This is a genomic window from Streptomyces sp. DF42 (assembly GCF_058267695.1).
In genome coordinates, this window is the sequence record NZ_CM177859.1 from 3,211,828 (window position 1) to 3,232,596 (window position 20,769).

17 protein-coding genes are annotated in these 20,769 nt (G+C 67.6%); 3 read left to right on the top strand and 14 right to left on the bottom strand.

What is annotated here, in order from left to right; all coding sequences use genetic code 11:
* Window positions 1–212: 212 nt before the first annotated feature.
* From ACYUED_RS14620 to ACYUED_RS14630, 3 genes are all read right to left on the bottom strand, one after another.
* Window positions 213–569 carry a carboxymuconolactone decarboxylase family protein gene (locus tag ACYUED_RS14620; protein WP_491292718.1) on the bottom strand — a complete coding sequence of 119 codons (357 nt, stop codon included), beginning with the start codon at window positions 567–569 and terminating at the stop codon, window positions 213–215.
* 460 nt (window positions 570–1,029) lie between these two features.
* A complete protein-coding gene (locus tag ACYUED_RS14625) occupies window positions 1,030–1,473 on the bottom strand; it encodes a three-helix bundle dimerization domain-containing protein (RefSeq protein WP_491292719.1) in 444 nt (147 codons plus the stop codon).
* A gap of 13 nt (window positions 1,474–1,486) precedes the next feature.
* On the bottom strand, window positions 1,487–1,618 hold the full coding sequence (locus ACYUED_RS14630) for a hypothetical protein (RefSeq protein ID WP_491292720.1): 132 nt from the start codon (window positions 1,616–1,618) through the stop codon (window positions 1,487–1,489).
* Window positions 1,619–2,249: 631 nt separating this feature from the next.
* On the opposite strand from ACYUED_RS14630, the gene ACYUED_RS14635 reads away from it, so the two are divergent.
* Window positions 2,250–2,543, top strand: coding sequence for a hypothetical protein (locus ACYUED_RS14635; RefSeq protein WP_491292721.1), 294 nt, complete (start codon window positions 2,250–2,252; stop codon window positions 2,541–2,543).
* 691 nt (window positions 2,544–3,234) lie between these two features.
* On the opposite strand, the gene ACYUED_RS14640 is transcribed toward ACYUED_RS14635, so the two are convergent.
* Together ACYUED_RS14640 and ACYUED_RS14645 are read right to left on the bottom strand one after the other, a co-directional pair.
* The gene (locus ACYUED_RS14640; RefSeq protein WP_491292722.1) at window positions 3,235–4,086 is read right to left on the bottom strand and encodes a COG4705 family protein; all 852 of its coding nucleotides are present in this window, start codon (window positions 4,084–4,086) and stop codon (window positions 3,235–3,237) included.
* 345 nt (window positions 4,087–4,431) lie between these two features.
* Window positions 4,432–4,587 carry a hypothetical protein gene (locus ACYUED_RS14645; protein WP_491292723.1) on the bottom strand — a complete coding sequence of 52 codons (156 nt, stop codon included), beginning with the start codon at window positions 4,585–4,587 and terminating at the stop codon, window positions 4,432–4,434.
* Between the two features lie 998 nt (window positions 4,588–5,585).
* Between ACYUED_RS14645 and ACYUED_RS14650 the strand changes: the two genes are divergently transcribed.
* Both ACYUED_RS14650 and ACYUED_RS14655 read left to right on the top strand, forming a co-directional pair.
* Window positions 5,586–6,047: a hypothetical protein gene (locus ACYUED_RS14650; RefSeq protein WP_491292724.1), complete on the top strand. Its 462-nt coding sequence runs from the start codon at window positions 5,586–5,588 to the stop codon at window positions 6,045–6,047.
* Window positions 6,044–8,806, top strand: coding sequence for a tetratricopeptide repeat protein (locus ACYUED_RS14655; RefSeq protein ID WP_491292725.1), 2,763 nt, complete (start codon window positions 6,044–6,046; stop codon window positions 8,804–8,806). The genes ACYUED_RS14650 and ACYUED_RS14655 overlap by 4 nt, the downstream gene beginning before the upstream one ends.
* Before the next feature lie 644 nt (window positions 8,807–9,450).
* Here the strand turns inward: ACYUED_RS14655 and ACYUED_RS14660 are convergent.
* From ACYUED_RS14660 to ACYUED_RS14700, 9 genes are all read right to left on the bottom strand, one after another.
* Window positions 9,451–11,427, bottom strand: coding sequence for a TIGR03960 family B12-binding radical SAM protein (locus ACYUED_RS14660; RefSeq protein ID WP_491292726.1), 1,977 nt, complete (start codon window positions 11,425–11,427; stop codon window positions 9,451–9,453).
* 99 nt (window positions 11,428–11,526) lie between these two features.
* Window positions 11,527–13,062, bottom strand: a complete 1,536-nt coding sequence (locus ACYUED_RS14665; protein WP_491292727.1) for a CYTH and CHAD domain-containing protein — start codon at window positions 13,060–13,062, stop codon at window positions 11,527–11,529.
* 97 nt (window positions 13,063–13,159) lie between these two features.
* Window positions 13,160–14,359, bottom strand: a complete 1,200-nt coding sequence (gene rodA, locus ACYUED_RS14670; RefSeq protein WP_491292728.1) for a rod shape-determining protein RodA — start codon at window positions 14,357–14,359, stop codon at window positions 13,160–13,162.
* Window positions 14,356–16,617, bottom strand: coding sequence for a penicillin-binding protein 2 (gene mrdA / locus ACYUED_RS14675; RefSeq protein ID WP_491292729.1), 2,262 nt, complete (start codon window positions 16,615–16,617; stop codon window positions 14,356–14,358). Before mrdA ends, rodA begins: the two co-directional genes overlap by 4 nt.
* 80 nt (window positions 16,618–16,697) lie before the next feature.
* Window positions 16,698–17,378, bottom strand: a complete 681-nt coding sequence (gene mreD / locus ACYUED_RS14680) for a rod shape-determining protein MreD (protein WP_491292730.1) — start codon at window positions 17,376–17,378, stop codon at window positions 16,698–16,700.
* A gap of 13 nt (window positions 17,379–17,391) precedes the next feature.
* Complete coding sequence (gene mreC / locus ACYUED_RS14685; RefSeq protein WP_491292731.1) at window positions 17,392–18,336, bottom strand: rod shape-determining protein MreC; 945 nt, start codon at window positions 18,334–18,336, stop codon at window positions 17,392–17,394.
* Window positions 18,337–18,482: 146 nt separating this feature from the next.
* Entirely contained in the window at window positions 18,483–19,502 is a 1,020-nt protein-coding gene (locus ACYUED_RS14690; protein ID WP_099928866.1) for a rod shape-determining protein, read from the bottom strand.
* A gap of 389 nt (window positions 19,503–19,891) precedes the next feature.
* Complete coding sequence (ndk, locus tag ACYUED_RS14695; protein ID WP_266514307.1) at window positions 19,892–20,305, bottom strand: nucleoside-diphosphate kinase; 414 nt, start codon at window positions 20,303–20,305, stop codon at window positions 19,892–19,894.
* Between the two features lie 101 nt (window positions 20,306–20,406).
* Complete coding sequence (locus ACYUED_RS14700; RefSeq protein WP_491292732.1) at window positions 20,407–20,763, bottom strand: DUF4233 domain-containing protein; 357 nt, start codon at window positions 20,761–20,763, stop codon at window positions 20,407–20,409.
* Between the last annotated feature and the right edge of the window lie 6 nt (window positions 20,764–20,769).

Sequence of the window (20,769 nt, forward strand, 5' to 3'; positions counted from 1 at the left end):
ACAGACCCGGTGAGCCCCCGGCGCGAACCGGCCCCGCCGCCGAGGAGAGGCGTTCACCTGGCTACACGGACGTTCGGCAATCGCGTCGGGCTCGGTCTTGAGCCTGTTCGTGAACCCAGCTCAACGAGACGGGGAATGAGTTGGCCGCCCGCCTCCGCGGCTTGACAGCAGCACCGCTGCATGCCACTCGACCTCCGCCTGCGCGGGGCCATCTAGGGCCTGTTGCGGCTTTCCGCTTCGGCTTGGGCGATGGCTTCGGCTTCGCTGTCGGCCAAGGCCACTGCGACGCCGAACGCCTGGGTGATGTGGCCTGCGGCGGACATGACGCGTGCCGTCCCCACGATGGGGGCGATCGCGACGAGAAGGTCCTGCAACTGCTCAACCGTGAAGTCGGCCTTCATTGCAGGGTTGATGTGGGCCAGGTAGGAGATCGCCGGTGCGTCCATCGCAATGAGTGCGGCAATGCGAGCAAGTATGAGCGTTCGCTCGTCCATGTGGCAGCGCTCGACGGAGTCGATCGTCATGGCGGCGATCGTGTCGAGGACAGGAGTCTCGGATGCAGTAGCCATGGCTGACCGCCTTTCGGTGCTGTAGTACTGAAACGCCATCCGCTCAGTGCGGAATCCGGCAGTTGCGATTCAAGAAGCCCGTCAGACGGCGGCGCGCATCGAGCCGGCCGACCGTACCGGGCGGGCTGATCTCGTCCCGCGCGGGTCAGAGCGCCCTCCGTGTTCTCCCTCGATCGCGGCTCTGTCCGAGGAGGAGAGCAAAAGGGTCACGGTGACGTCTGGAGCGGCGGCTCCTTCCACTCGCCGGATCAGCGGACGTGCCGTGGCGAAAGACCGCAGAACCGCAGTGCGACAGGCTGGTTCCACGCCGAGTGGGCGAGGTGCATCCGCACGGCCCCTTCTTCACCCATCTGCCCTCTTCCGCGCTCTCCCCCGCCCATACTGCGCCGTTGGAGAGCCGGTCGCCTCACTCGTTACGGGTGAACTCGTGGCCGAGTCAGCGGCTTGGCCGGTCGGGCGACTACGAACCGGAAGCAGGCGGATGCGCACCCCGGACAGCCGGGGTATCGAGCAAACGGGTCGCTACCTGCGGCGTTCCATGAAGGCTGTTTCCGACTGAACTGTGAGAGGCGCTGTCGACCGGTCGACGCACAGTTCCGAGATCGGCTGCCTCCGCCTGGATCGCTTGATCGAGGATGCGACGCGCACGCCTTTCCGCGAGCACGGGTACGAAATCGCGGATGCGGCTGTCCTTGAAGTGCCTCTCAGCGGCAGATATCGCCGCGTCGACTTGCTCGGGAGTCCGCCGGCCGTGATACACGGCCTTGAGATGTGCGGCGGCCCTGCGAATGGCCTCTTTTTCGGTCGACGATGGAGACATCACATCCTCCTGCAACCATGCTGCACCCGGGAGTTCCCCCCGGACCACCAGAGCGAACCGCACGTGCCCGAGCGCAGCCGCCATCGACCTGTTCAGTTCAGTGGCCGGCAGTGCGGTTGGAGCTGGTGATGCTGAGCTTGAGGCCCTCCGCCACGTCGCTCTCCCGTTGCGAACCGTTCTCGCCCACGATCCAGCGGGCGAATGGGAACTGTCCGGACGGGAGCGCCATTGCGAACCGCCCTCCCTGGGAAGCAAGGGCACACTCGGCGAACCGAGGGCAGCCAGGCAGCGGACGGCGACGGCGTGGTGCTGGGCGGCCGACCGGCGACCTCTTCCGACTGCGACTCGGACAGGCGCCATTCCCCCCACCGTCTCGGGGGCTGGAAGTCGCGTAACCGCCGCAGTGGGCCCTCGGCGGGGCTACACCCGCTCCGTGTCCGACCGGATACCCGAGGAGTTTCCAGGCCCCGGCGATGGCGTCCGAAGCCTGTCCTGCGCAGCCGACTCGAAACGCCGACGGCAGACAACGCAGCAGCTACCTCGTCCGAACTCACCCCCGCCGGCGCCCCGACCACCCGATCGAGCACCCGCTCACCTCAGTGCGCGTGACCGCCCGAAGCAGGGCCCGGACCCGCGTTCTTGACCGTAAGGGGCAGCAACTTCTTCCCCCGTGGGCCCGATCTGAATGTGCGTGTCCAGCTGAGGCCACAACGCTGGGGAAATCCGCCGGTGGGCGAGGCATCGTGGAGGCGTCAACACACTCTGCCAGTGCTTTCGCACGGCGCAGCGTTCTCCTCGCTCGCGACAGAGGACGCAGCCACGGCATGATCCTGTCAGCATCGATAGATCTGGGGGGACCTATGACTCGCACCGCCACGCTGCTCGCCGTCGCGCTACTCGCCAGTCTCACCGCGTGCGGAAGCAGAGACGACGCCAGACACCACGACGCACACCCGAAGAGCACACCAACCGCCAGCAAAGAAGACCGCTACCTCAAAGTAGCCCGAGACATGCCGTACACCGAGGGCAAGCCAACGAATCAGGAGCTTCTCGACTTCCCGCCGAAGTGGTGCAACGGCCTGACTCAAGGGCACAGCGTGGGAGATCTCTTTGATCCGCACGGAGACCACCTGTACCCAGCCGGCCAGCACTGAGGCTTGAAGCAGGCCGACGCCAACGAGCTACTGGTAACGGCCGTGAACGTCTACTGCACGGACTACTGGAAGCAGGTGACTGAAGACATCAGATCCAACGGCGGCCTCTGAGCGCCGCTGCCAGCAGCGCACGCCGCTAAAGCCCCCACCTCGGACTGGACGCCCACACGGCTCCCAGGCCCCGGCAGCGGCGTTCTCGGGACCTCCTGAGGGACGTGCCGCGCCTCCAGGACCCCGAGATGCCGGAGCGCGGCAGCTACATCGTCCTCGCTCGCCCCCGCCAGGGCATCAACAATCTGCTTCAGAGGCTCGCTCACCTCAGTGCGCATGTCCGCTGGTCGCAGGGTCCTTCTTGACCGTCAGCGGCAGCAGCTTCTTGCCGCCGTCGCTCAGTTGTGGCCATGTGTCGAACTGGGGGGCTGAACCACACCGAGGACTGGGCCGATTCACGCCGTGGACGGTTCTGCCCGGCTTACACGAAGAAGCCACCGCCCGGCGGCAGCACCCCTGATCTCAGCCTCATGTACTGGACATCCCGCAGCGTGGCGTCCAAGAGGGAGGGGCACCAAGCAACGAGCCAGGGGCGCCTACCCGCAGTGGGAGGCGCTCCCTGGCCGTTTCTGTGCTGGACCGCGGAATTCGTATCCACGAACGTGCGGTCCCCCGGTGAGGGCTCGCGCCCGACCGGTGCCTACCGTTGACTTGCTTCCTGGCGGGCCGCTGCGACCTCGGGGCCGACAGTCTCAAGGCTCGGTGTGACGGCCTTGCGCTCCTGGATGTGGGCGTAGGCCATCAGGCCGAACAGGACCGCGAGCAGCACGGCCGAGGAGCCCGCGGTGCCGAGGTTCAGTCCGCCCTTGGCGACCGGCTTGGTGAGGAAGTCGCCGGCGGTGGCGCCGAGGGGGCGGGTAAGCACGAAGGCGATCCAGAACAGGAGGACGTTCGGGACGGCGGGCGCCTTCATCAGGACGACCAGCACGACCAGCACGCTGGACACCAGCGCCGCACCGCCCAGATAGCCGAGTCCGGAGCTGTCGGACAAGAAATCACCCATCGAGGTACCGAGGGTGTTGGAGACGAGGATCGCCGCCCAGAACAGGGCCTCGCCCTTGAAGGTGACGATGTCGCGGATCTGGAACGTCATCCCGCTGATCCTCCAGGCGAGGAAGATCGCCAGAAGGATGGAGACGAGGATCGCGGCTCCCTCCGGGTAGCCGAGGCCGAGGCCCTGCGGGCCCCAGCCCAGCGAAGAGGCGTCACCCGAGAGGTACTTGTCGCTGGCGTCGCGGTTCATGAAGTCAGACATCGTCGTGCCGGCCATGCTGGTCGACAGGATCACGGTCCAGTAGAAGAACGGGTTGTACCGCGAGGACCGCAGCTGCACCACCAGCGTCATCACGAAGATCAGGAACAGGGCGATCGTGGTGAGGAAATAGCCGAACTTGAGTGTCTGGGAGAATAGGTCGCCCGCCGTCTCACCCAGGGTCGTCGCGGCGATCTTCATGATCCAGAACGCCAGCGTGGCCTCGGGCAGCTTCTTCATCACAGACTTCGTCGATGTCAAAGGTTGCTCCTGTGCTTGTGGGGGGTTGGATCTCCGTTCGACCCTGACAAGGTCAGCCTGAACGCATCCTGGACGTGCACACCATGGAGCTTCCGTCAGTGGGCCCGCTGTGCTTCACCTGTCAACCTCTGCATCGTCCGCACCTCGCACAGCAGCCGCCGCTCCGGCTCAAACACCCACGCCGGAAGCGGCGGAGGCCAAGGATCGTCAGGGCACCGGAAGGCCTCCGGTTCTACGACTTACGGCGGCCGGGCTCGCCGCGTTCACGGCAAGCGGGACACGCCGAAGGCACGAGAGGGATCTCGGCCAAGCTCTGCGCCGCCCTCATGTGACAGCCTCGGCCGCACTCAGCTCAGCGATCGGCCCGACCACTTCCCCCCGGCGTGTGTGGCGGCTCGGCTGGTTCGTGAGCTGCATGGCCAGAGTGAGCACGAAGGCCAGCAGGAAGATCATCGCGCCGACGGCGTAGCCGAGGTTCAACGGCGCCGGTGACGGAGTTCGATGCCGACTCGCCCAGTGCGGTTGCGACGATCTTGGTCGCCCTGAACATCGCGCCGACCATCGGCAGCCTGCTCACGGCAACCTTGTTCATTGAAGGTCCCGTCCTCATCCCTCACGAGGCACCGGCCTGCCGAATCCCGCGTGGCGGACCGCACCTGGCCCGCGAGTCCATAGGTCCCCAACGCGGGCGCTCGATCCCGCTTCATCCTGCTGATCCACCCGACAGGGCGATGGTCGAGGGGCGCCCGGCAGATGAAGCACCCGTCGGCCAGGCACGGGTGCTGCGAAAACCACCGAGCCCCCTCCCGATCAGGGAGAGGGCCCCGGACGTCATGCAACCGCACAAGGAGCCGTAGGGGGCTCAGACCCACTCCACTCCTGAGTGGATGTCCGAAAGGCCCCCAGGCGGCGGCAGTGGCGTTCTCGGCGCATCCCGCACAGGCCTCTGCCGCCTACCCTGAGCCCCGAGCGCGTTCAGTACGGCAGCTCTGTCTTCCTCGCCGGTGTCCGCCAAGGCCTCGGCCATGCGCCGCAACGCCTCACTCACGTCAGTGCGTGTGCCCGCTGGTCGAGGCGTCCTTCTTGACCGTCAGCGGCAGCAGCTTCTTCCCCGTGGGTCCGATCTGAATCTGTGTGTCCATCTGCGGGAAAACCAGTCACCCGCAATCGCGTCGAGCCTGTTGACCACCGCTACAGGACCGAGGGAACGGCCGGCCCCACTGAGACGCGTAAGCCTTATCGCCCTTGTAGTCGCTCTGGTCGAAGGCCCGAACGGACGAAGTGGATCCACATAGGCGTTCTGGAGGCTTGGTACTACGACGGCTACGTCGGTTATGCCCCACTACAACTTGCGCGAGAAGCCGATACGCACCCTGACCTGCATCGTTTCGGCCGTAACTCGCGGCGGGAACCGCCCTCGCCCCTATATTCGTCACTGAACGCAAGATTCTTATTGCACATGGCGAGGATGGTGGGGGATGGATCCAGTATCAGTGGGACTGCTGGTGGCACTGGCTGGTGGGGCCGGAGGGGAGGTCGGCCGGCAGGCATGGGCGGGGCTGAGCGCGCTGGTGCGGCGCCCGTTCCGGCCAGATGGCAGCGGGCAGGTTCCAATGGTCAGTTCCGGGGAGGCGGAACTGGTACGCCTTTCCGAAGATCCAGGCGACCAGAGTCGGGCACAGGCGCTGAGCACGGCGCTGGCAGTCCGGGTTGCGGTGGATGACGACTTCCGTTCCGGACTTGCGGCCTGGCAGGAGCAGGCAAAGTCGGTGCACACCGAGGACGGGGCGGTGACGAACACCGTTAGTGGCGGCACCCAGCACGGGCCGGTCGTACAAGGCCGGGACTTCTCCCACCTGACCTTCACCACCACGCCCCCGTCTCCTGCGCCGCCCAGCGCCGACTCTCTCGGTGACAGCGCAGCCGACTCGACTCGATGACCGGCATGAGCGACGTCAGTGAAACTGGCGCAACCAGCAACACGATCAATGGCGGAATCTTCTTCCACGCGGTCATCCAGGGCCGTGACATCACCGTGCAGCTGCCGCAGCGAATCACGCCGGCTCTGTCAGGGCTGCCCGCCCCGGCCTCTGCCTTCACTGGCCGTGACAAGCACGTCGAGCAACTTTTGGAGGACCTAGCGCCCGACATGGCGGGGGGGCAGCGGGCGGTGCTGGTGAGCGCGGTGTCGGGGCTTCCAGGTATCGGCAAGACGGAGCTTGCCGTCCAAACCGCCATCCAGGCCATCAACCACCCAGACGACTGGTTTCCCGGGGGGGTACTGTTCACCGATCTCGCAGGCTACGACCCCGAACGCCGCCTCTCCCCGGAGAGGGCGCTGGAGGGGCTGCTGCGCGCTCTGGCAATTCCCGGCGAGCATATTCCCAACGGAGTTGAGGACCGGCAGCGGCTGTATCGCAGTGTGCTAGCCACCTATGCCCGCGAGGGCCGGGCCATCCTTGTAGTCGTCGACAACGCTTCCACCACAGATCAGGCCACCCCGCTGCTGCCCACCGACGGCAGGACCGCCGCCCTGGTCACCTCCCGTCACACCCTGGACGGCCTCGACGCCCGTCTCCACGACCTAGGCACCCTTGATGAAGCCGCCTCCACGGCCCTGCTCGACCAGGCCCTGCGCCACGCCCGCGGCGACCACGACACCCGCATCACCGACGACCCCGATGCAGCTAGCGTGATTGCCCGATTGTGCGCGGGTCTGCCGCTCGCGCTGCGCATCGCCGCCGCGATTCTGGCCGCTGCCCCCACCCGGCCCGCCACGTCATTGGCGGCCGCGCTGCAGGCCGAACACACCCGGCTGGACAAACTCGCTCGCCCTGACCGCGCGGTGCGTGCCGCCTTCGACCTGTCCTATCAATACCTCGGCTCCGAACCCGCGCGGCTGTTCCGGCTGCTCCCCCTCAACCCCGGCCTCGATGTGTCTAGCGATGCTGCCGCCCATCTGGCCGACACTGGCCACGAACAGGCCGAAGAACTCCTGCAGCATCTCTCCGAAGCTCACCTGATCGAACCAGCCCAAGCCTGGGGCCGCTGGCGGATGCACGACCTGGTCCGTCTCTACGCCGACGAACACGGCCGCAGCCACGCCACCTCCGACCATCGCGACAGCGCCCGCAACCGCCTGTTCGCCCACTATCAGGACACCACCCAAGCCGCCGATACCCACCTGAACACTCTCCCCGGCCCCCGTGCTCCCCGCTTCTCAGATCGCGACGACGCCCTGCAATGGCTGGACGTCGAACACGCCAACCTGGCCGCCACCGCCACCACGGCACCAGCCCTCGGCCATCCCGCCATCACTGTCTCTCTCGTCTTCGCCCTCGCCCGATACCTCCACTACCGCCGCTACTTTGACGAGTGGATCACCCTCACTACTACCGCCCTGGCCGTCTTCCGCGAGCTCGGTGATCGCCACGGCGAGGGTGGGGCGCTGAACAATCTCGGTGCCGCCCTTCAGGGGGTGCGTCGGTTCAAGGAGGCCATCGACGTACAGACTCGGGCCGCCGCCGTCTTCCACGAGCTCGGCAACCGCCACGGCGAAGGCACTGCGCTGAACAATCTCGGTACGGCTCTGAGGGAGGTGCGTCGGTTCAAGGAGGCCATCGACGCACACACTCGGGCCGCCGCCGTCTATGGCGAGCTCGGCGACCGCCACGGCGAAGGCCAGGCACTGGGCAATCTCGGTATCGCTCTGATGGAGGTGCGTGGGTTCGAGGAGGCCATCGACGCACACACTCGGGCCGCCGCCGTCTTCCACGAGCTCGGCGACCGCCACGGCGAAACCACGGAGCTGATCAATCTCGGTAGCGCCCTTCAGGGGGTGCGTCGGTTCAAGGAGGCCATCGACGCACACACTCGGGCCGCCGCCGTCTTCCACGAGCTCGGCAACCGACACAGCGAAGGCACAGCGCTGAACTATCTCGGTGCCGCCCTGAGGGAGGTGCGTCGATTCAAGGAGGCCATCGACGCACACACTCGAGCCGCCGCCGTCTTCCACGAGCTAGACGACCGCCACAGCGAAGGCACAGCGCTGAACAATCTCGGTACGGCTCTGGGGGAGGTGCGTCGGTTCGAGGAGGCCATCGACGCGCAGACTCGGGCCGCCGCCGTCTATGGCGAGCTTGGCGACCGCCACAGCGAAGGCATGGCGCTGAACAATCTCGGTGCCGCGCTGCAGGGGGTGGGCCGGTTTGAGGAGGCCATCGACGCGCAGACTCGATCCGCCGCCGTCTATGGCGAGCTCGGCGACCACTACGGCGAGGGCCAAGCGTTGGGGAATCTCGGAATCGGTCTGAGGGAGGTGGCTCGGTTCGAGGAGGCCATCGATGCGCAGACTCGGGCCGCCGCCGTCTTCCACCAGCTCAGCGACCGCCACAGCGAAGGCATGGCATTGAACAATCTCGGTATCACCCTGAGGGAGGTTGGTCAGTTCGAGGAGGCCATCGATGCGCAGACTCGGGCCGCCGCCGTCTTCCACGAGCTCGGCGACCACCACAGCGAAGGCACAGCGCTGTTCAATCTAGGTGCCGCCCTTCAGGGGGTACGTCGGTTCAATGAGGCCACCGACGCCCACACTCGGGCCGCCGCCGTCTTCCACGAGCTCGGCGACCTCCACAGCGAAAGCCACGCACTGACGGCCTGGGCGATTTCACACAACGAGCTTTGGCTGAGGCGAAACTGAGCGACTATCGCCCCGCCGTGGGCAGCCGGTTACGCAAATTAGCTCGCGCCAAGGGGTACCTAGTTTCAACCGACGCGGAGGACAGGAGTACTGGTCGGCCGAAGCTAGGGATACGGCGTGTTTCGTCAGAAGCTCCGGACCATCGGCGCACGACGGTCTGCGGTTGACGACGCTGAGAGGTTGGCTCCGACTTTGGGCGGGAGCCGCCGAGGGGCAAGTGATCATGGCCCCGTGAGCTTCCGGCCAGTCGGACAATCTGTGGACTTGCCCGTTGAAGCACGACGATGGGGCCATGATCTTAGAGGCTCGCCCCATGGTGCCTGCCTAAAGCCTCGGACCTAACCGGCTCATCAGCATGCTCACAGTTTCGACTCGGGCCCGCACCTGCTGCGGCCCGTTCCCAGTCAGGGAAGGGGGCTCGCGGAGCCACGAGGTCACGCACAAGCTGGAACGGCCCTCAAGCCCACTCCACCTCGGAGACGATGTGCGGAGCACTTTCAGGCCTCGGCAGCGGCGTCCGAGACGGCGCCGACAGCGTCGGTAGGCGAGGACGCGAAGCGCCGGCCGCAGCCAGCGCCGCAGAGGCCTCCTCCTCGCTCACCCCCGCCAGCGCCTCAATCACCCGGTCGAGTGCCTCGCTCACCTCAGTGCGTGTGACCGCTCGAAGCCGGCGAACCCGCGTTCTTGACCGTCAAAGGCAGCAACTTCTTGCCGGTCGGGCCGATTTGTATAGCCGTGTCCATCTGCGGACACACCCCGCAGTCGAAGCAAGGCGTCCACCGGCAGTCCTCGACCTCTGTCTCGTCGAGGGAGTCCTGCCAGTCCTCCCAGAGCCAGTCCTTGTCGAGGCCGGAGTCCAGGTGGTCCCAGGGGAGGACCTCCTCGTACGTGCGCTCGCGCGTCGTGTACCAGTCGACGTCCACGTCGGACTCCGCCAGCGCCTTGTCCGCGCACTGCATCCAGCGGTCGTAGGAGAAGTGCTCGCGCCAGCCGTCGAAGCGGCCGCCGTCCTCGTAGACCGCGCGGATGACGGCGCCGAGCCGGCGGTCGCCGCGGGAGAGGAGGCCCTCCACGATGCCCGGCTTGCCGTCGTGGTAGCGGAAGCCGATCGAGCGGCCGTACTTCTTGTCGCCGCGGATCTTGTCGCGGAGCTTCTGCAGGCGGGCGTCCGTCTCCTCGGCGGAGAGCTGGGGCGCCCATTGGAAGGGGGTGTGTGGCTTGGGGACGAAGCCGCCGATCGAGACCGTGCAGCGGATGTCGTTCTGGCCGGAGACCTTGCGGCCCTCGGCGATCACCTTCATGGCCATGTCGGCGATCTGCAGGACGTCCTCGTCGGTCTCCGTGGGCAGGCCGCACATGAAGTACAGCTTGACCTGGCGCCAGCCGTTGCCGTAGGCGGTGGAGACGGTGCGGATGAGGTCGTCCTCCGAGACCATCTTGTTGATGACCTTGCGCATGCGCTCGGAGCCGCCCTCGGGGGCGAAGGTGAGGCCCGAGCGGCGGCCGTTGCGCGTCAGCTCGTTCGCCAGGTCCACGTTGAAGGCGTCGACACGCGTCGACGGGAGGGACAGACCGATCTTGTCCTCCGTGTACCGGTCCGCCAGGCCCTTGGCGATGTCGCCGATCTCCGAGTGGTCCGCGGAGGACAGGGACAGCAGGCCGACCTCCTCGAAGCCCGTCGCCTTCAGGCCCTTCTCCACCATGTCGCCGATGCCCGTGATCGAGCGTTCACGGACCGGGCGGGTGATCATGCCGGCCTGGCAGAAGCGGCAGCCACGGGTGCAGCCGCGGAAGATCTCCACCGACATGCGCTCGTGGACCGTCTCGGCCAGGGGGACCAGCGGCTGCTTGGGGTAGGGCCACTCGTCCAGGTCCATGACCGTGTGCTTGGACACCCGCCACGGGACGCCCGACTTGTTCGGTACGACCCGTGCGATACGGCCGTCCGCCAGGTACTCCACGTCGTAGAACGCCGGGATGTACACCGAGCCCGTCTTCGCCAGGCGGAAGAGGACCTCCTCGCGTCCGCCGGGCCGGCCCTCCGCCTTCCACTCGCGGATGATCCTCGTCATGTCGAGGACGGCCTGTTCGCCGTCGCCGATGATCGCCGCGTCGATGAAGTCCGCGATCGGCTCCGGGTTGAAGGCCGCGTGGCCGCCGGCCAGGACGATCGGGTCGTCCAGCCCCCTGTCCTTGGACTCCAGCGGAATGCCCGCGAGGTCCAGCGCCGTCAGCATGTTCGTGTAGCCGAGTTCCGTGGAGAAGGACAGGCCGAACACGTCGAAGGCCTTCACCGGGCGGTGGCTGTCCACCGTGAACTGCGGGACGCCGTGCTCCCGCATCAGCGCCTCCAGGTCCGGCCAGACGCTGTAGGTGCGCTCGGCGAGGACGCCCTCCTGCTCGTTCAGGACCTCGTAGAGGATCATGACGCCCTGGTTGGGCAGGCCGACCTCGTACGCGTCCGGGTACATGAGCGTCCAGCGGACGTCACAGGACTCCCACGGCTTGACCGTGGAGTTGAGCTCTCCGCCGACGTACTGGATCGGCTTCTGCACGTGCGGGAGCAGAGCTTCGAGCTGCGGGAACACGGACTCGGCGGCCGCAGCGACTTCGGCAGGCATCTCGCGAACCTTCGTGGGAGGACTGGACTGACAGGGGTGACCATCTAGCGTAGCGCGGCCGCACGACCACCCCGACCGCTCAAGCCCCTCCCCGCCCCCTCAGACCTGCATCCCGGCCTTCGCCTCCTGCCACGCGCCGGGCAGATCCGTCTCGGCGGCCGTCGCGCGCCCCTCCTCGCGGGCGTAGAGCACTCCGTACGTGAATGCGTTCTCCCCCGCGGCGTGTGCCACGGCGGACAGCTCGCGCAGGGTCTGGCGGGTCATGACGCTGTCCTGGTGGTCGCCCAGCAGGTTCTGCAGGGACTTCATCGACTTGGCCAGGGCGGACGCCGGGCCGCCGAGGGCGGCTGCGGCGACCTCCGCCGAGTACCGCGTCCGCTTCGCCTTCTTGCGGGCCTCGTGCAGGGCGAGGTCGCGGTCCTGGCCGGGCTCCAGGCCGATGGCCCGCTCCACCAGCTCCGACAGCTTGCCGAAATCCTTGCGTACGGCCTTGGCGATCGCCTTCTCCGGCGTTTTGGCGGCCGCCTCCAGCAGCGGCGGGTCCGCGACCAGCGCGTCCAGCCTGTCGAGGAGGACCAGATACCGCTTGGAGTCCAGGACGCCGGTCAGCCGTCGTCGCGAGCCGCCGCGGCGGGCGTTCATCCACATGCGCAGCCGGGTGCGGACCGGGCCGGAGAGCAGCGTCCTGGGCAGTTCGTCCAGGGCCGCCGTCAGGCGTTCGGTCAGCACCTCGGCGTCCCGGTCCACGCCCAGCTCGGCGGCCAGCCACCTCAGTTCCTCGCCGATCGGGTCGGTGACGGTCCGGTCGAGAACCTTGGCGTACGAGCGGAAGGCGCTGCGCATACGGCGGGTGGCGACGCGCATGCGGTGCACCGAGTCGTACGTGTCCTGCCGTACGGCCGGGTCGAGGGCGACGATGGCGTCCCGCTGCTCGCGGAGGTAGGCGAGGACGTGGTCGCCGGCCGTCTCGGGGGCCTCGGGCGTCTGCTTCTTCGCGCCCTGCTGTTTCGCGCCCTGCTTCTTGGTGCCCTTCTTCCGCGGTGCCGTCTCCATCAGCGCTCGCGCGAGCTTCGACGCCGATGCGGACGGTCGTACGCCGGCCTTGCGCAGCCTCTTGTCGACCTTGTCGAGGAAGACCGGGTCGCCGTCGTCGGCGAGTTCCACCTCCAGCTCGGTCCACTGGGCCGAGCCGCCGTCGCCGGTGAGCCGCTCGGCGCGTACGGCGTCCACGCTGACCTCGGCGAGCAACCGGCCCTGGGCGTCGAGGAGATGGCGGACGTCGCGGTCGGAGAGGAGGCGGACGACGGGCTGCAGTTCGGCGTCGCGGACGCGGGAGCGGACCAGGCCGGCCAGGATGCGCGGGACGGTGTCGGAGAGCGGGGCCCGGATCTCGTCGCGGACGCCGGGGGCGACCGGGAACTTCAGGTGCCAGCCGGCGTCGGATCCGCCGGTGCGGCGGCGCAGGGTGATCGCGGCCGCGGCGAGGCGTTCGTCGGGGGTGTCGTAGTAGGTGGCGTCCAGATGGGCGACGCCCTTGTCGACGACGGACGCGACACCGGCGACGCCGGTGAGGTCCGGCAGGCCGCTGTCGTCGGATTCGTACTTCCGCTCGATCTCGCGCTTTGTGTCCGCCATGACCTGAATCTAGTGGGATTCACCCCCGAGCGGCAGGGCCTCTCGGAGGTGAATCCCGGGGGAATGCAGGGGAAACGCAGGAGCAACGCGCCGGTTCCTATGCGGACATGGGCCGCTGCACCTTGATCGACTGCAGCAGTCCCACCGCTATCCACACCGCGAACATCGAGGAGCCGCCGTACGACACGAACGGCAGCGGCAGGCCCGTGACCGGCATGATGCCGAGGGTCATGCCGACGTTCTCGAAGGTCTGGAAGGCGAGCCAGGCGACGATCCCGGCGGCGACGATCGTGCCGTACAGCTCGGTCGAGTCGCGGGCGATGCGGCAGGCGCGCCACAGGACCACACCGAGGAGGACGATGATCAGTCCCGCGCCGAGGAAGCCCAGTTCCTCACCCGCGACCGTGAAGACGAAGTCCGTCTGCTGCTCGGGGACGAACTGGCCGGTGGTCTGCGAGCCGTGGAACAGGCCCGCGCCGGTCAGACCGCCCGAACCGATCGCGATACGTGCCTGGTTGGTGTTGTAGCCGACGCCGGCGGGGTCGAGCGCCGGGTTGGCGAAGGCGGCGAAGCGGTTGATCTGGTACTCGTCCAGGATGTGCAGCTGCCAGACGGCGATCGCGCCGATGGCGCCCGTGGCGATGAGGCCGAAGACCCACCGGTTGGAGGCGCCGGAGGCGAGCAGCACGCCGAGGATGATGATCACCATGACCATGACGGATCCGAGGTCCGGCATCAGCAGGACGATCAGGATCGGTACGGCGGCCAGGCCCAGGGCCTGCAGCACCGTGCGGTGGTCGGGGTACTTCTTGTCGCCCGCGTCGACTCTGGTGGCCAGCAGCATCGCCATGCCCAGGATGATCGTGAGCTTCACGAACTCCGAGGGCTGGAGGGAGAAGCCGCCGCCGAGCACGATCCACGAGTGGGCGCCGTTGACCGTGGAGCCGAGCGGGGTGAGCACCAGCAGGATCAGCAGCACCGAGGCGCCGTAGAGGAGGGGGACGGCGGTGCGCAGGGTGCGGTGGCCGAGCCAGAGCGTGGCGATCATCAGGGCGAACCCGATGCCGGTGTTCATGATGTGCCGGACGAGGAAGTAGTACTGGTCGCCCTGGTTGATCTCGGTGCGGTTGCGGGTCGCCGAGAAGACGAGGACCGCGCCGATCATCGAGAGGGCGAGCGCCGCCAGCAGTATCGGCCAGTCCAGGCGGCGGGCGAGCGAGTCGCGGGCGAAGATCCGCGTCCAGCCCGCGCGTGCGGGTCCGTACCCGGAGACGGAGAAGCTGCCTGCACCGGTCATGTGAGCATCCTCCGGCTTCCCCTTCTGCGCGGCCGCCTGCGGGTGGTCCGGTTCGTCGTGGTGGGCGAGGCGGTGGTCGCGCCGGGCTGGGTCTGGTCGGGAGCGGTCGCGCCCTTTTCGGTGGCCTTCTGGAGGTCCTTGAGCTCCTTGGCCGGGTCCTTGGAGATCTTCGGAGAGGCGATGGTGCCGTCCGTCTGGACCTTGGGCAGGCCCTTCTGCGGGGTGGGCAGCAGCGCCTTCTTCCTGTCGACCGAGCCGTCCGAGTTGACGCCGTACAGGGCGCTGTAGATGTTGCGGACGGCCTCACCGGAGGCGCCGGAGCCGGTACCGGCCTGGGCGATGGTCATGACGACCGTGTAGTCCTTGGAGTACGTGGCGAGCCAGGAGGTGGTCTGCTTGCCGTAGACCTCCGCGGTACCGGTCTTGGCGTGCAGCTCGATCTTGTCCTGCGGCCAGCCCTGGAACTTCCAGGCGGCGGTACCGCTGGTGACGACGCCCGCGAGGGCCTTGTCGATGCCCTCGAGGGTGGCCTGGGTGACCGGGAGCTTGGCCTTGACCTTCGGCTTGATCTCCTTGACGGACTTGCCGTCGGGGCTGATGACCGCCTTGCCGATGGTCGGGACGTACTCGGTGCCGCCGTTGGCGAGCGCCCCGTAGATCATGGCCTCCTGGATCGGGGTGAGGAGGGTGTCACCCTGGCCGATGGAGTAGTTGATCGAGTCGCCCTCGCGCATCTTGTTGCCTTCGAGGCAGTTCTCGTATGCGATCTTCTCGACGTAACTGCCGTCCTTCTTGCCGGTCCTGCACCAGGAGTCCTTGTTGGCCTTCCAGTAGTCCTCCTTCCACTGGCGGTCGGGGACGCGGCCGGTGACCTCGTTGGGAAGGTCGATGCCCGTCTGCTTGCCGAGGCCGAACTGGTGGGCGGTCTTGTAGAAGTAGTCCTTCGGCTCGCCCTTCTTCGGGTTGATGCCGCCGTCCTTCTTCCACTCGCGGTCGGCGAGGCCGTAGAAGACGGTGTCGCAGGAGACCTCGAGCGCCCGGCCGAGCGAGATGGGGCCGAAGTTCTCGCCCTCGAAGTTCTTGAAGACCTGGCCGCCCACCGAGTACGAGCTGGTGCACGGGTAGCCGCCGTCCCAGACGTAGCCGGCCTCGACCGCGGCGGCCGTGGAGACCACCTTGAAGGTCGAACCGGGTGCGGACTGACCCTGTATGGCCCGGTTCAGCAGCGGGTAGTCGGAGTCCTTGCCGGTGAGCTTCTTGTAGTCCTTGGCGGAGATGCCGCCGACCCAGACGTTCGGGTCGTAGGTGGGCGCGGACGACATGGCGACGATGCGGCCGGTCTTGGCCTCCATCACGACGACGGCGCCCGAGTCGGCCTTGTAGTTCTCGCCGGTGATCTTGTCGAACTGCCCGCGGGCGGCCTTCATCGCCGTCTTCAGTTCGTACTCGGCGACGCGCTGGACGCGGGAGTCGATGCTGGTGACGAGGCTCGAACCGGGTTCGGCGGAGTCCGACTTGGCCTTGCCGATGACCCGCCCGAGGTTGTCGACCTCGTAGCGGGTGACACCCGCCTTGCCGCGCAGTTGCTTGTCGTACTCGCGCTCCAGGCCGTTGCGGCCGACCTGGTCGGAGCGCAGGTAGGGCGAGTCGGTGTCCTTGGCCTGCTGGATCTCGTCGTCGGTGACGGGCGAGAGGTAGCCGAGGACCTGGGCGGTGTTGGCCTTGCCGGGCGACGGATAGCGGCGCAGGGCCTCGGGCTCGGCGGTGATGCCGGGGAAGTCCTCGGAGCGCTCGCGGATCTGCATGGCCTGGCGGGGCGTGGCCTCGTCGGTGATGGGGATCGGCTGGTAGGGCGAGCCGTTCCAGCACGGCTGCGGCGTCTTGGCGTCGCACAGCCGGACCCGCTGCATGACCTCCGTGGGCTTCATGCCCAGGACCCCGGCGAGCTTGGTGAGGACCGCCTTGCCGTCGTCCTTCATCTTGAGCAGGTCGGTGCGGGAGGCGGAGACCACGAGGCGGGTCTCGTTGTCGGCGAGCGGTACGCCGCGCGCGTCCAGGATCGATCCGCGTACGGCGGGATCGACGACCTGCTGGACGTGGTTGCCGGACGCCTCCTTGGCGTATGCGTTGCCCTCGCGGATCTGCAGGTACCACAGACGGCCGCCGAGGGTGCCGAGCAGGGAGAGGACGAGAATCTGGATGACGACGAGTCGGATCTGGACCCGTTGGGTCCGACCGGTCTCGGGGATGTTGGTCACTGCTGTTGCCTCCCCCTCTCAGTGTGTGTCTGTGTCATATCCGACGGAGCTGTGAAAGCGTGCCGCCGACTCCCGCGCCCTCACAGCCGCTTGACCCCCTTGATGCGGCCCACGCGGGTGGTACGGGTGCGGGCCCTGGCCTTCAGGCCGCCGAGCCCGCCGCGCTGGCCCCCGACCTTGAGCCCGGTGCCGGCGGAGATCCAGCCGGAGGTGATGTCGGTCGCCTTCTTGGACGGGGAGCTGGTCTCGGCGAGGGGGTCGTTGTCCGCGCGCCGGGCCAGGGCCATGATCCCGGGGACCACGAAGGGGGCGAGGAGCAGGTCGTACAGGGCCGCCGTGAACAGCAGGCTGACGAGGCCGACATGGCGGGCGGCGGTGTCGCCGACGAGGGCGCCCACGCCGGCATAGAGCAGGGTGGAGCCGACGGCGGCGGCGGCCACGACGACCATGGGGCCGGTGGCCGATTTCAGCCGCCCGTTCTCCGGTTTGACCAGTCCGGCGAGGTAGCCGATGACGCACAGCACCAGGGCGTAGCGCCCGGCGGCGTGGTCGGCGGGCGGCGCGAGGTCGGCGAGCAGGCCCGCGCCGAAGCCGACGAGGGCGCCGCCGACATGGCCGTACACCAGGGCCAGGCCCAGGACGGTGAGCAGGAGCAAGTCGGGGACGGCGCCGGGGAGATGGAGCCGGGCGAGGACGCTCACCTGGATGACCAGGGCTACGACGATCAGGGCCGAGGAGAGCAGGATCCGGTTGACACGCATGGGGATTCAGCTCCTACTGCTGCTGGGTCTGGCCGTCGGGGGACGCGTTCGCGGACGGGGTGACCGTGACGGTGACCGTCGGCGTGGGCGTCGGCTTGGGCTTCTTCGGGAGCACCGTGTCGCGCGGGTCCTGCTTCGGCGCCTCTACGACGACACCGACGATGTCGAGTTTGGTGAAGCCGACGTAGGGCGTGACGTAGAGGGTGCGGGTCAGGTCGCCGCCGGAGGGGTCGACCCGGGAGACCACGCCGACCGGGACGCCCGGTACGAAGGGCTTGTCGGCCTCGGAGCCGAAGGTGACGAGCCGGTCGCCCTTCTTCACTTCCGCCTTGCTGTTGAGCAGTTCGACGCGCAGTGGGCGGTCGCCCTGCCCGGAGGCGAAGCCGAGTTCGTCGCTGCCCTCCATACGGGTGCCGACGGTGAAGTCCGGGTCGTTGGCGAGCAGGACGGTCGAGGCGTCGGGGCCGACGGTGGTGACCCGCCCGACCAGACCGTCCCCGTTCAGGACGGTCATGTCCCGCTTGATGCCGTCGTTGGCGCCGATGTCGATGGTGATCGTCCAGGAGAAGCCCTGGGCCGCTCCTACGGCGATGACCTGGCCGCCCTTGATGCCGTACTGGCCCTCGGCGGAGACCTTCAGCATCTTGTCGAGCTGTTTGAGGCGGCTGGAGTTGCGGTCGTCGCTGCCGAGTTTCGCCTTGAGGGCCGCGTTCTCCTTCTCCAGGCGGGCGAGGCGGTCGTGCCGGGTGCCCGAGTCGCGGATCGCGGAGACGGCGTTGCCGACCGGGTCGACCGCCGACGACACTCCGTTCTCGACCGGGCCGAACACCGCGGCGGCGCCCTGGCGGGCACCGTCGACCGGTGAATCCTCTCCGCCCCGGATGTCCACCGTGATCAGCGCGAACGCGACGGCGATCAGCAGCACCAGGAGCAGCCGGCTCTCTCGTGTGTCCCTCACGTGCGGCGGCCGTGCCTTCCTCATAGGAATGTGCAGAGGTTTGGGTATTCAGGTGTGCGGAGGCTTATGGGCGAGCTTATGCCTCCATATCAACGATCCGCCGCACGAGAGGAGATCATCTCGTACGGCGGAATCGAAGAGTTACGTCATCTGCGCGGCTGGGCGTCCAGCACCTGCTGGAGCGCCTCGAACTCCTCGACGCACTTGCCCGAGCCGAGCGCCACGCTGTCCAGCGGGTCCTCGGCGATGTGGATCGGCATGCCCGTCTCGCGGCGCAGCCGCTCGTCGAGTCCGCGCAGCAGCGCCCCGCCGCCCGTCAGCACGATCCCCCGGTCCATGATGTCGCCGGACAGCTCCGGCGGGCACTTGTCGAGGGTCGTCTTGACCGCGTCGACGATGGCGTTGACCGGCTCCTCGATCGCCTTGCGCACTTCGGCGGCGGAGATGACGACGGTCTTGGGCAGCCCGGAGACGAGGTCCCGGCCGCGGATTTCGGTGTGCTGGTCATCGTCGAGGTCGTACGCCGAACCGATCGTGATCTTGATCTGCTCGGCCGTCCGCTCACCGAGAAGAAGCGAGTACTCCTTCTTGATGTGCTGGATGATCGCGTTGTCCAGCTCGTCGCCCGCGACGCGGATGGACTGGGCGGTGACGATTCCGCCGAGTGAGATGACCGCGACCTCCGTGGTGCCGCCGCCGATGTCCACCACCATGTTGCCCGTGGCCTCGTGGACCGGCAGGCCGGAACCGATGGCCGCGGCCATGGGCTCCTCGATGATGTGCACCTGACGGGCGCCGGCCTGGGACGACGCCTCGATGACGGCGCGGCGCTCGACGCCGGTGATGCCGGAGGGCACGCACACGACGACGCGCGGCCTCGCGAGATACCGCCGCTTGTGGATCTTCAGAATGAAGTAGCGGAGCATCCGCTCGGTGATCTCGAAGTCGGCGATGACACCGTCCTTCAGCGGACGCACGGCGACGATGTTGCCAGGGGTCCGCCCGATCATCTTCTTCGCCTCGGCGCCGACCGCGAGGATGCCACCGGTGTTGGTGTTGATCGCGACGACGGACGGCTCGTTGAGTACGATCCCGCGACCCCTGACGTACACCAGCGTGTTGGCGGTCCCGAGGTCGACAGCCATGTCACGGCCGATGAACGACATTGAGTTCCCCATCAGGATTCGTCTGGCCTTCCTGGGAGCTTTTGAGTGCTTTTCAGGTTGGCGAAGTAGGTGCTGTGACGTGAAGGCTTCCATCGTAGACGCGCCTGCACGAACACTGCGCGAGGGTCTTCGCCATTGTCAGCAGATGAAGTGCCGCCTCGCTTGTGGAGACGGCCTATCGGGGGCACGCGTTCCCCCGATCGGCACGCCTATGCCGAAGGGCGGCCGAAATCCTACGGCCTCCCCAGGTCAGACGGGCGCGCGAACTGACGGAGCCTCAGAAATATCCACGAAAGTTCCGCCCACGGCTACCCCGGGGCACCTCGGACGCGGCCGGCCGGACACCCCGCGGACGACCCGAAGTCGTCCGCCGCCCAACCCCCGCTGGACTACGCGCGGCCGGGGAAGAAGATCTTCACCTCGCGCTGGGCGGACTCCTCGGAGTCGGAGGCGTGGATCAGGTTCTCGCGGACGATCACGCCGTAGTCGCCGCGGATGGAACCGGGGGCGGCGGCGATCGGGTCGGTCGGGCCGGCGAGCGCGCGCAGTCCCTCGATGACCCGCTCGCCCTCGACGATCAGCGCGACGACCGGGCCGGACGCCATGAACTCCACCAGCGGCTCGTAGAAGGGCTTGCCCTTGTGCTCGCCGTAGTGCTGTTCCAGGGTCTCCTGGTCCAGGGTGCGCAGTTCCAGCGCGGTGATCTGCCAGCCGTCCTTGCGCTCGATACGGCTGATGATCTCGCCGGTCAGGCCACGGCGGACCGCGTCGGGCTTGAGCAGGACGAGGGTGCGCTGAGTCACTGCGGGCTCCTATGGATCAAGGGTTCTGCTGAATCAGGAGTTGTGCTGAGTCAAGGGTTCTGCGAGGTGTTCGAAGATTACAGGGCGTGTCCGGACCCTTGTTACGCAGCGTCAGGTGTGGAGGAGCCCGCCTCTGCCGCGAATCTGGCCTTCGCCTCGTCGATCTTTCGTCCGTAGTGCACCGAGGCCCACCACAGGGCCGCGAAGACCACGCCAAGGAAGAACATCGTCGGGACGACGAAGCCGGAGGCGATGAGCGCGATCTGCAGGGCCCAGCCGAGGACGATCCCGGCCGGCCGCGTCACGACAACGCAGAGCGCCACGCACAGGAACATCGCGATGCCGCTGACCGTCCACACCGTCGCCATGGACAGGTCGGGGTCCTTCATGGCGACCAGCCCCGCGAAGCCGATCACGAAGAACTCGCCGATCAGCGTCGAAGCACAGAGCGTACGCACGGGCCG

Bases quoted from the DNA above. Each gene is read 5' to 3' on its own strand.
- ACYUED_RS14620 (WP_491292718.1), bottom strand. From the start codon at position 569: ATGGCTACTGCATCCGAGACTCCTGTCCTCGACACGATCGCCGCCATG.
- ACYUED_RS14625 (WP_491292719.1), bottom strand. From the start codon at position 1,473: ATGGCGGCTGCGCTCGGGCACGTGCGGTTCGCTCTGGTGGTCCGGGGG.
- ACYUED_RS14630 (WP_491292720.1), bottom strand. From the start codon at position 1,618: ATGGCGCTCCCGTCCGGACAGTTCCCATTCGCCCGCTGGATCGTGGGC.
- ACYUED_RS14635 (WP_491292721.1), top strand. From the start codon at position 2,250: ATGACTCGCACCGCCACGCTGCTCGCCGTCGCGCTACTCGCCAGTCTC.
- ACYUED_RS14640 (WP_491292722.1), bottom strand. From the start codon at position 4,086: ATGAAGAAGCTGCCCGAGGCCACGCTGGCGTTCTGGATCATGAAGATC.
- ACYUED_RS14650 (WP_491292724.1), top strand. From the start codon at position 5,586: ATGGATCCAGTATCAGTGGGACTGCTGGTGGCACTGGCTGGTGGGGCC.
- ACYUED_RS14655 (WP_491292725.1), top strand. From the start codon at position 6,044: ATGACCGGCATGAGCGACGTCAGTGAAACTGGCGCAACCAGCAACACG.
- ACYUED_RS14660 (WP_491292726.1), bottom strand. From the start codon at position 11,427: ATGCCTGCCGAAGTCGCTGCGGCCGCCGAGTCCGTGTTCCCGCAGCTC.
- ACYUED_RS14665 (WP_491292727.1), bottom strand. From the start codon at position 13,062: ATGGCGGACACAAAGCGCGAGATCGAGCGGAAGTACGAATCCGACGAC.
- rodA (WP_491292728.1), bottom strand. From the start codon at position 14,359: ATGACCGGTGCAGGCAGCTTCTCCGTCTCCGGGTACGGACCCGCACGC.
- mreD (WP_491292730.1), bottom strand. From the start codon at position 17,378: ATGCGTGTCAACCGGATCCTGCTCTCCTCGGCCCTGATCGTCGTAGCC.
- ACYUED_RS14690 (WP_099928866.1), bottom strand. From the start codon at position 19,502: ATGTCGTTCATCGGCCGTGACATGGCTGTCGACCTCGGGACCGCCAAC.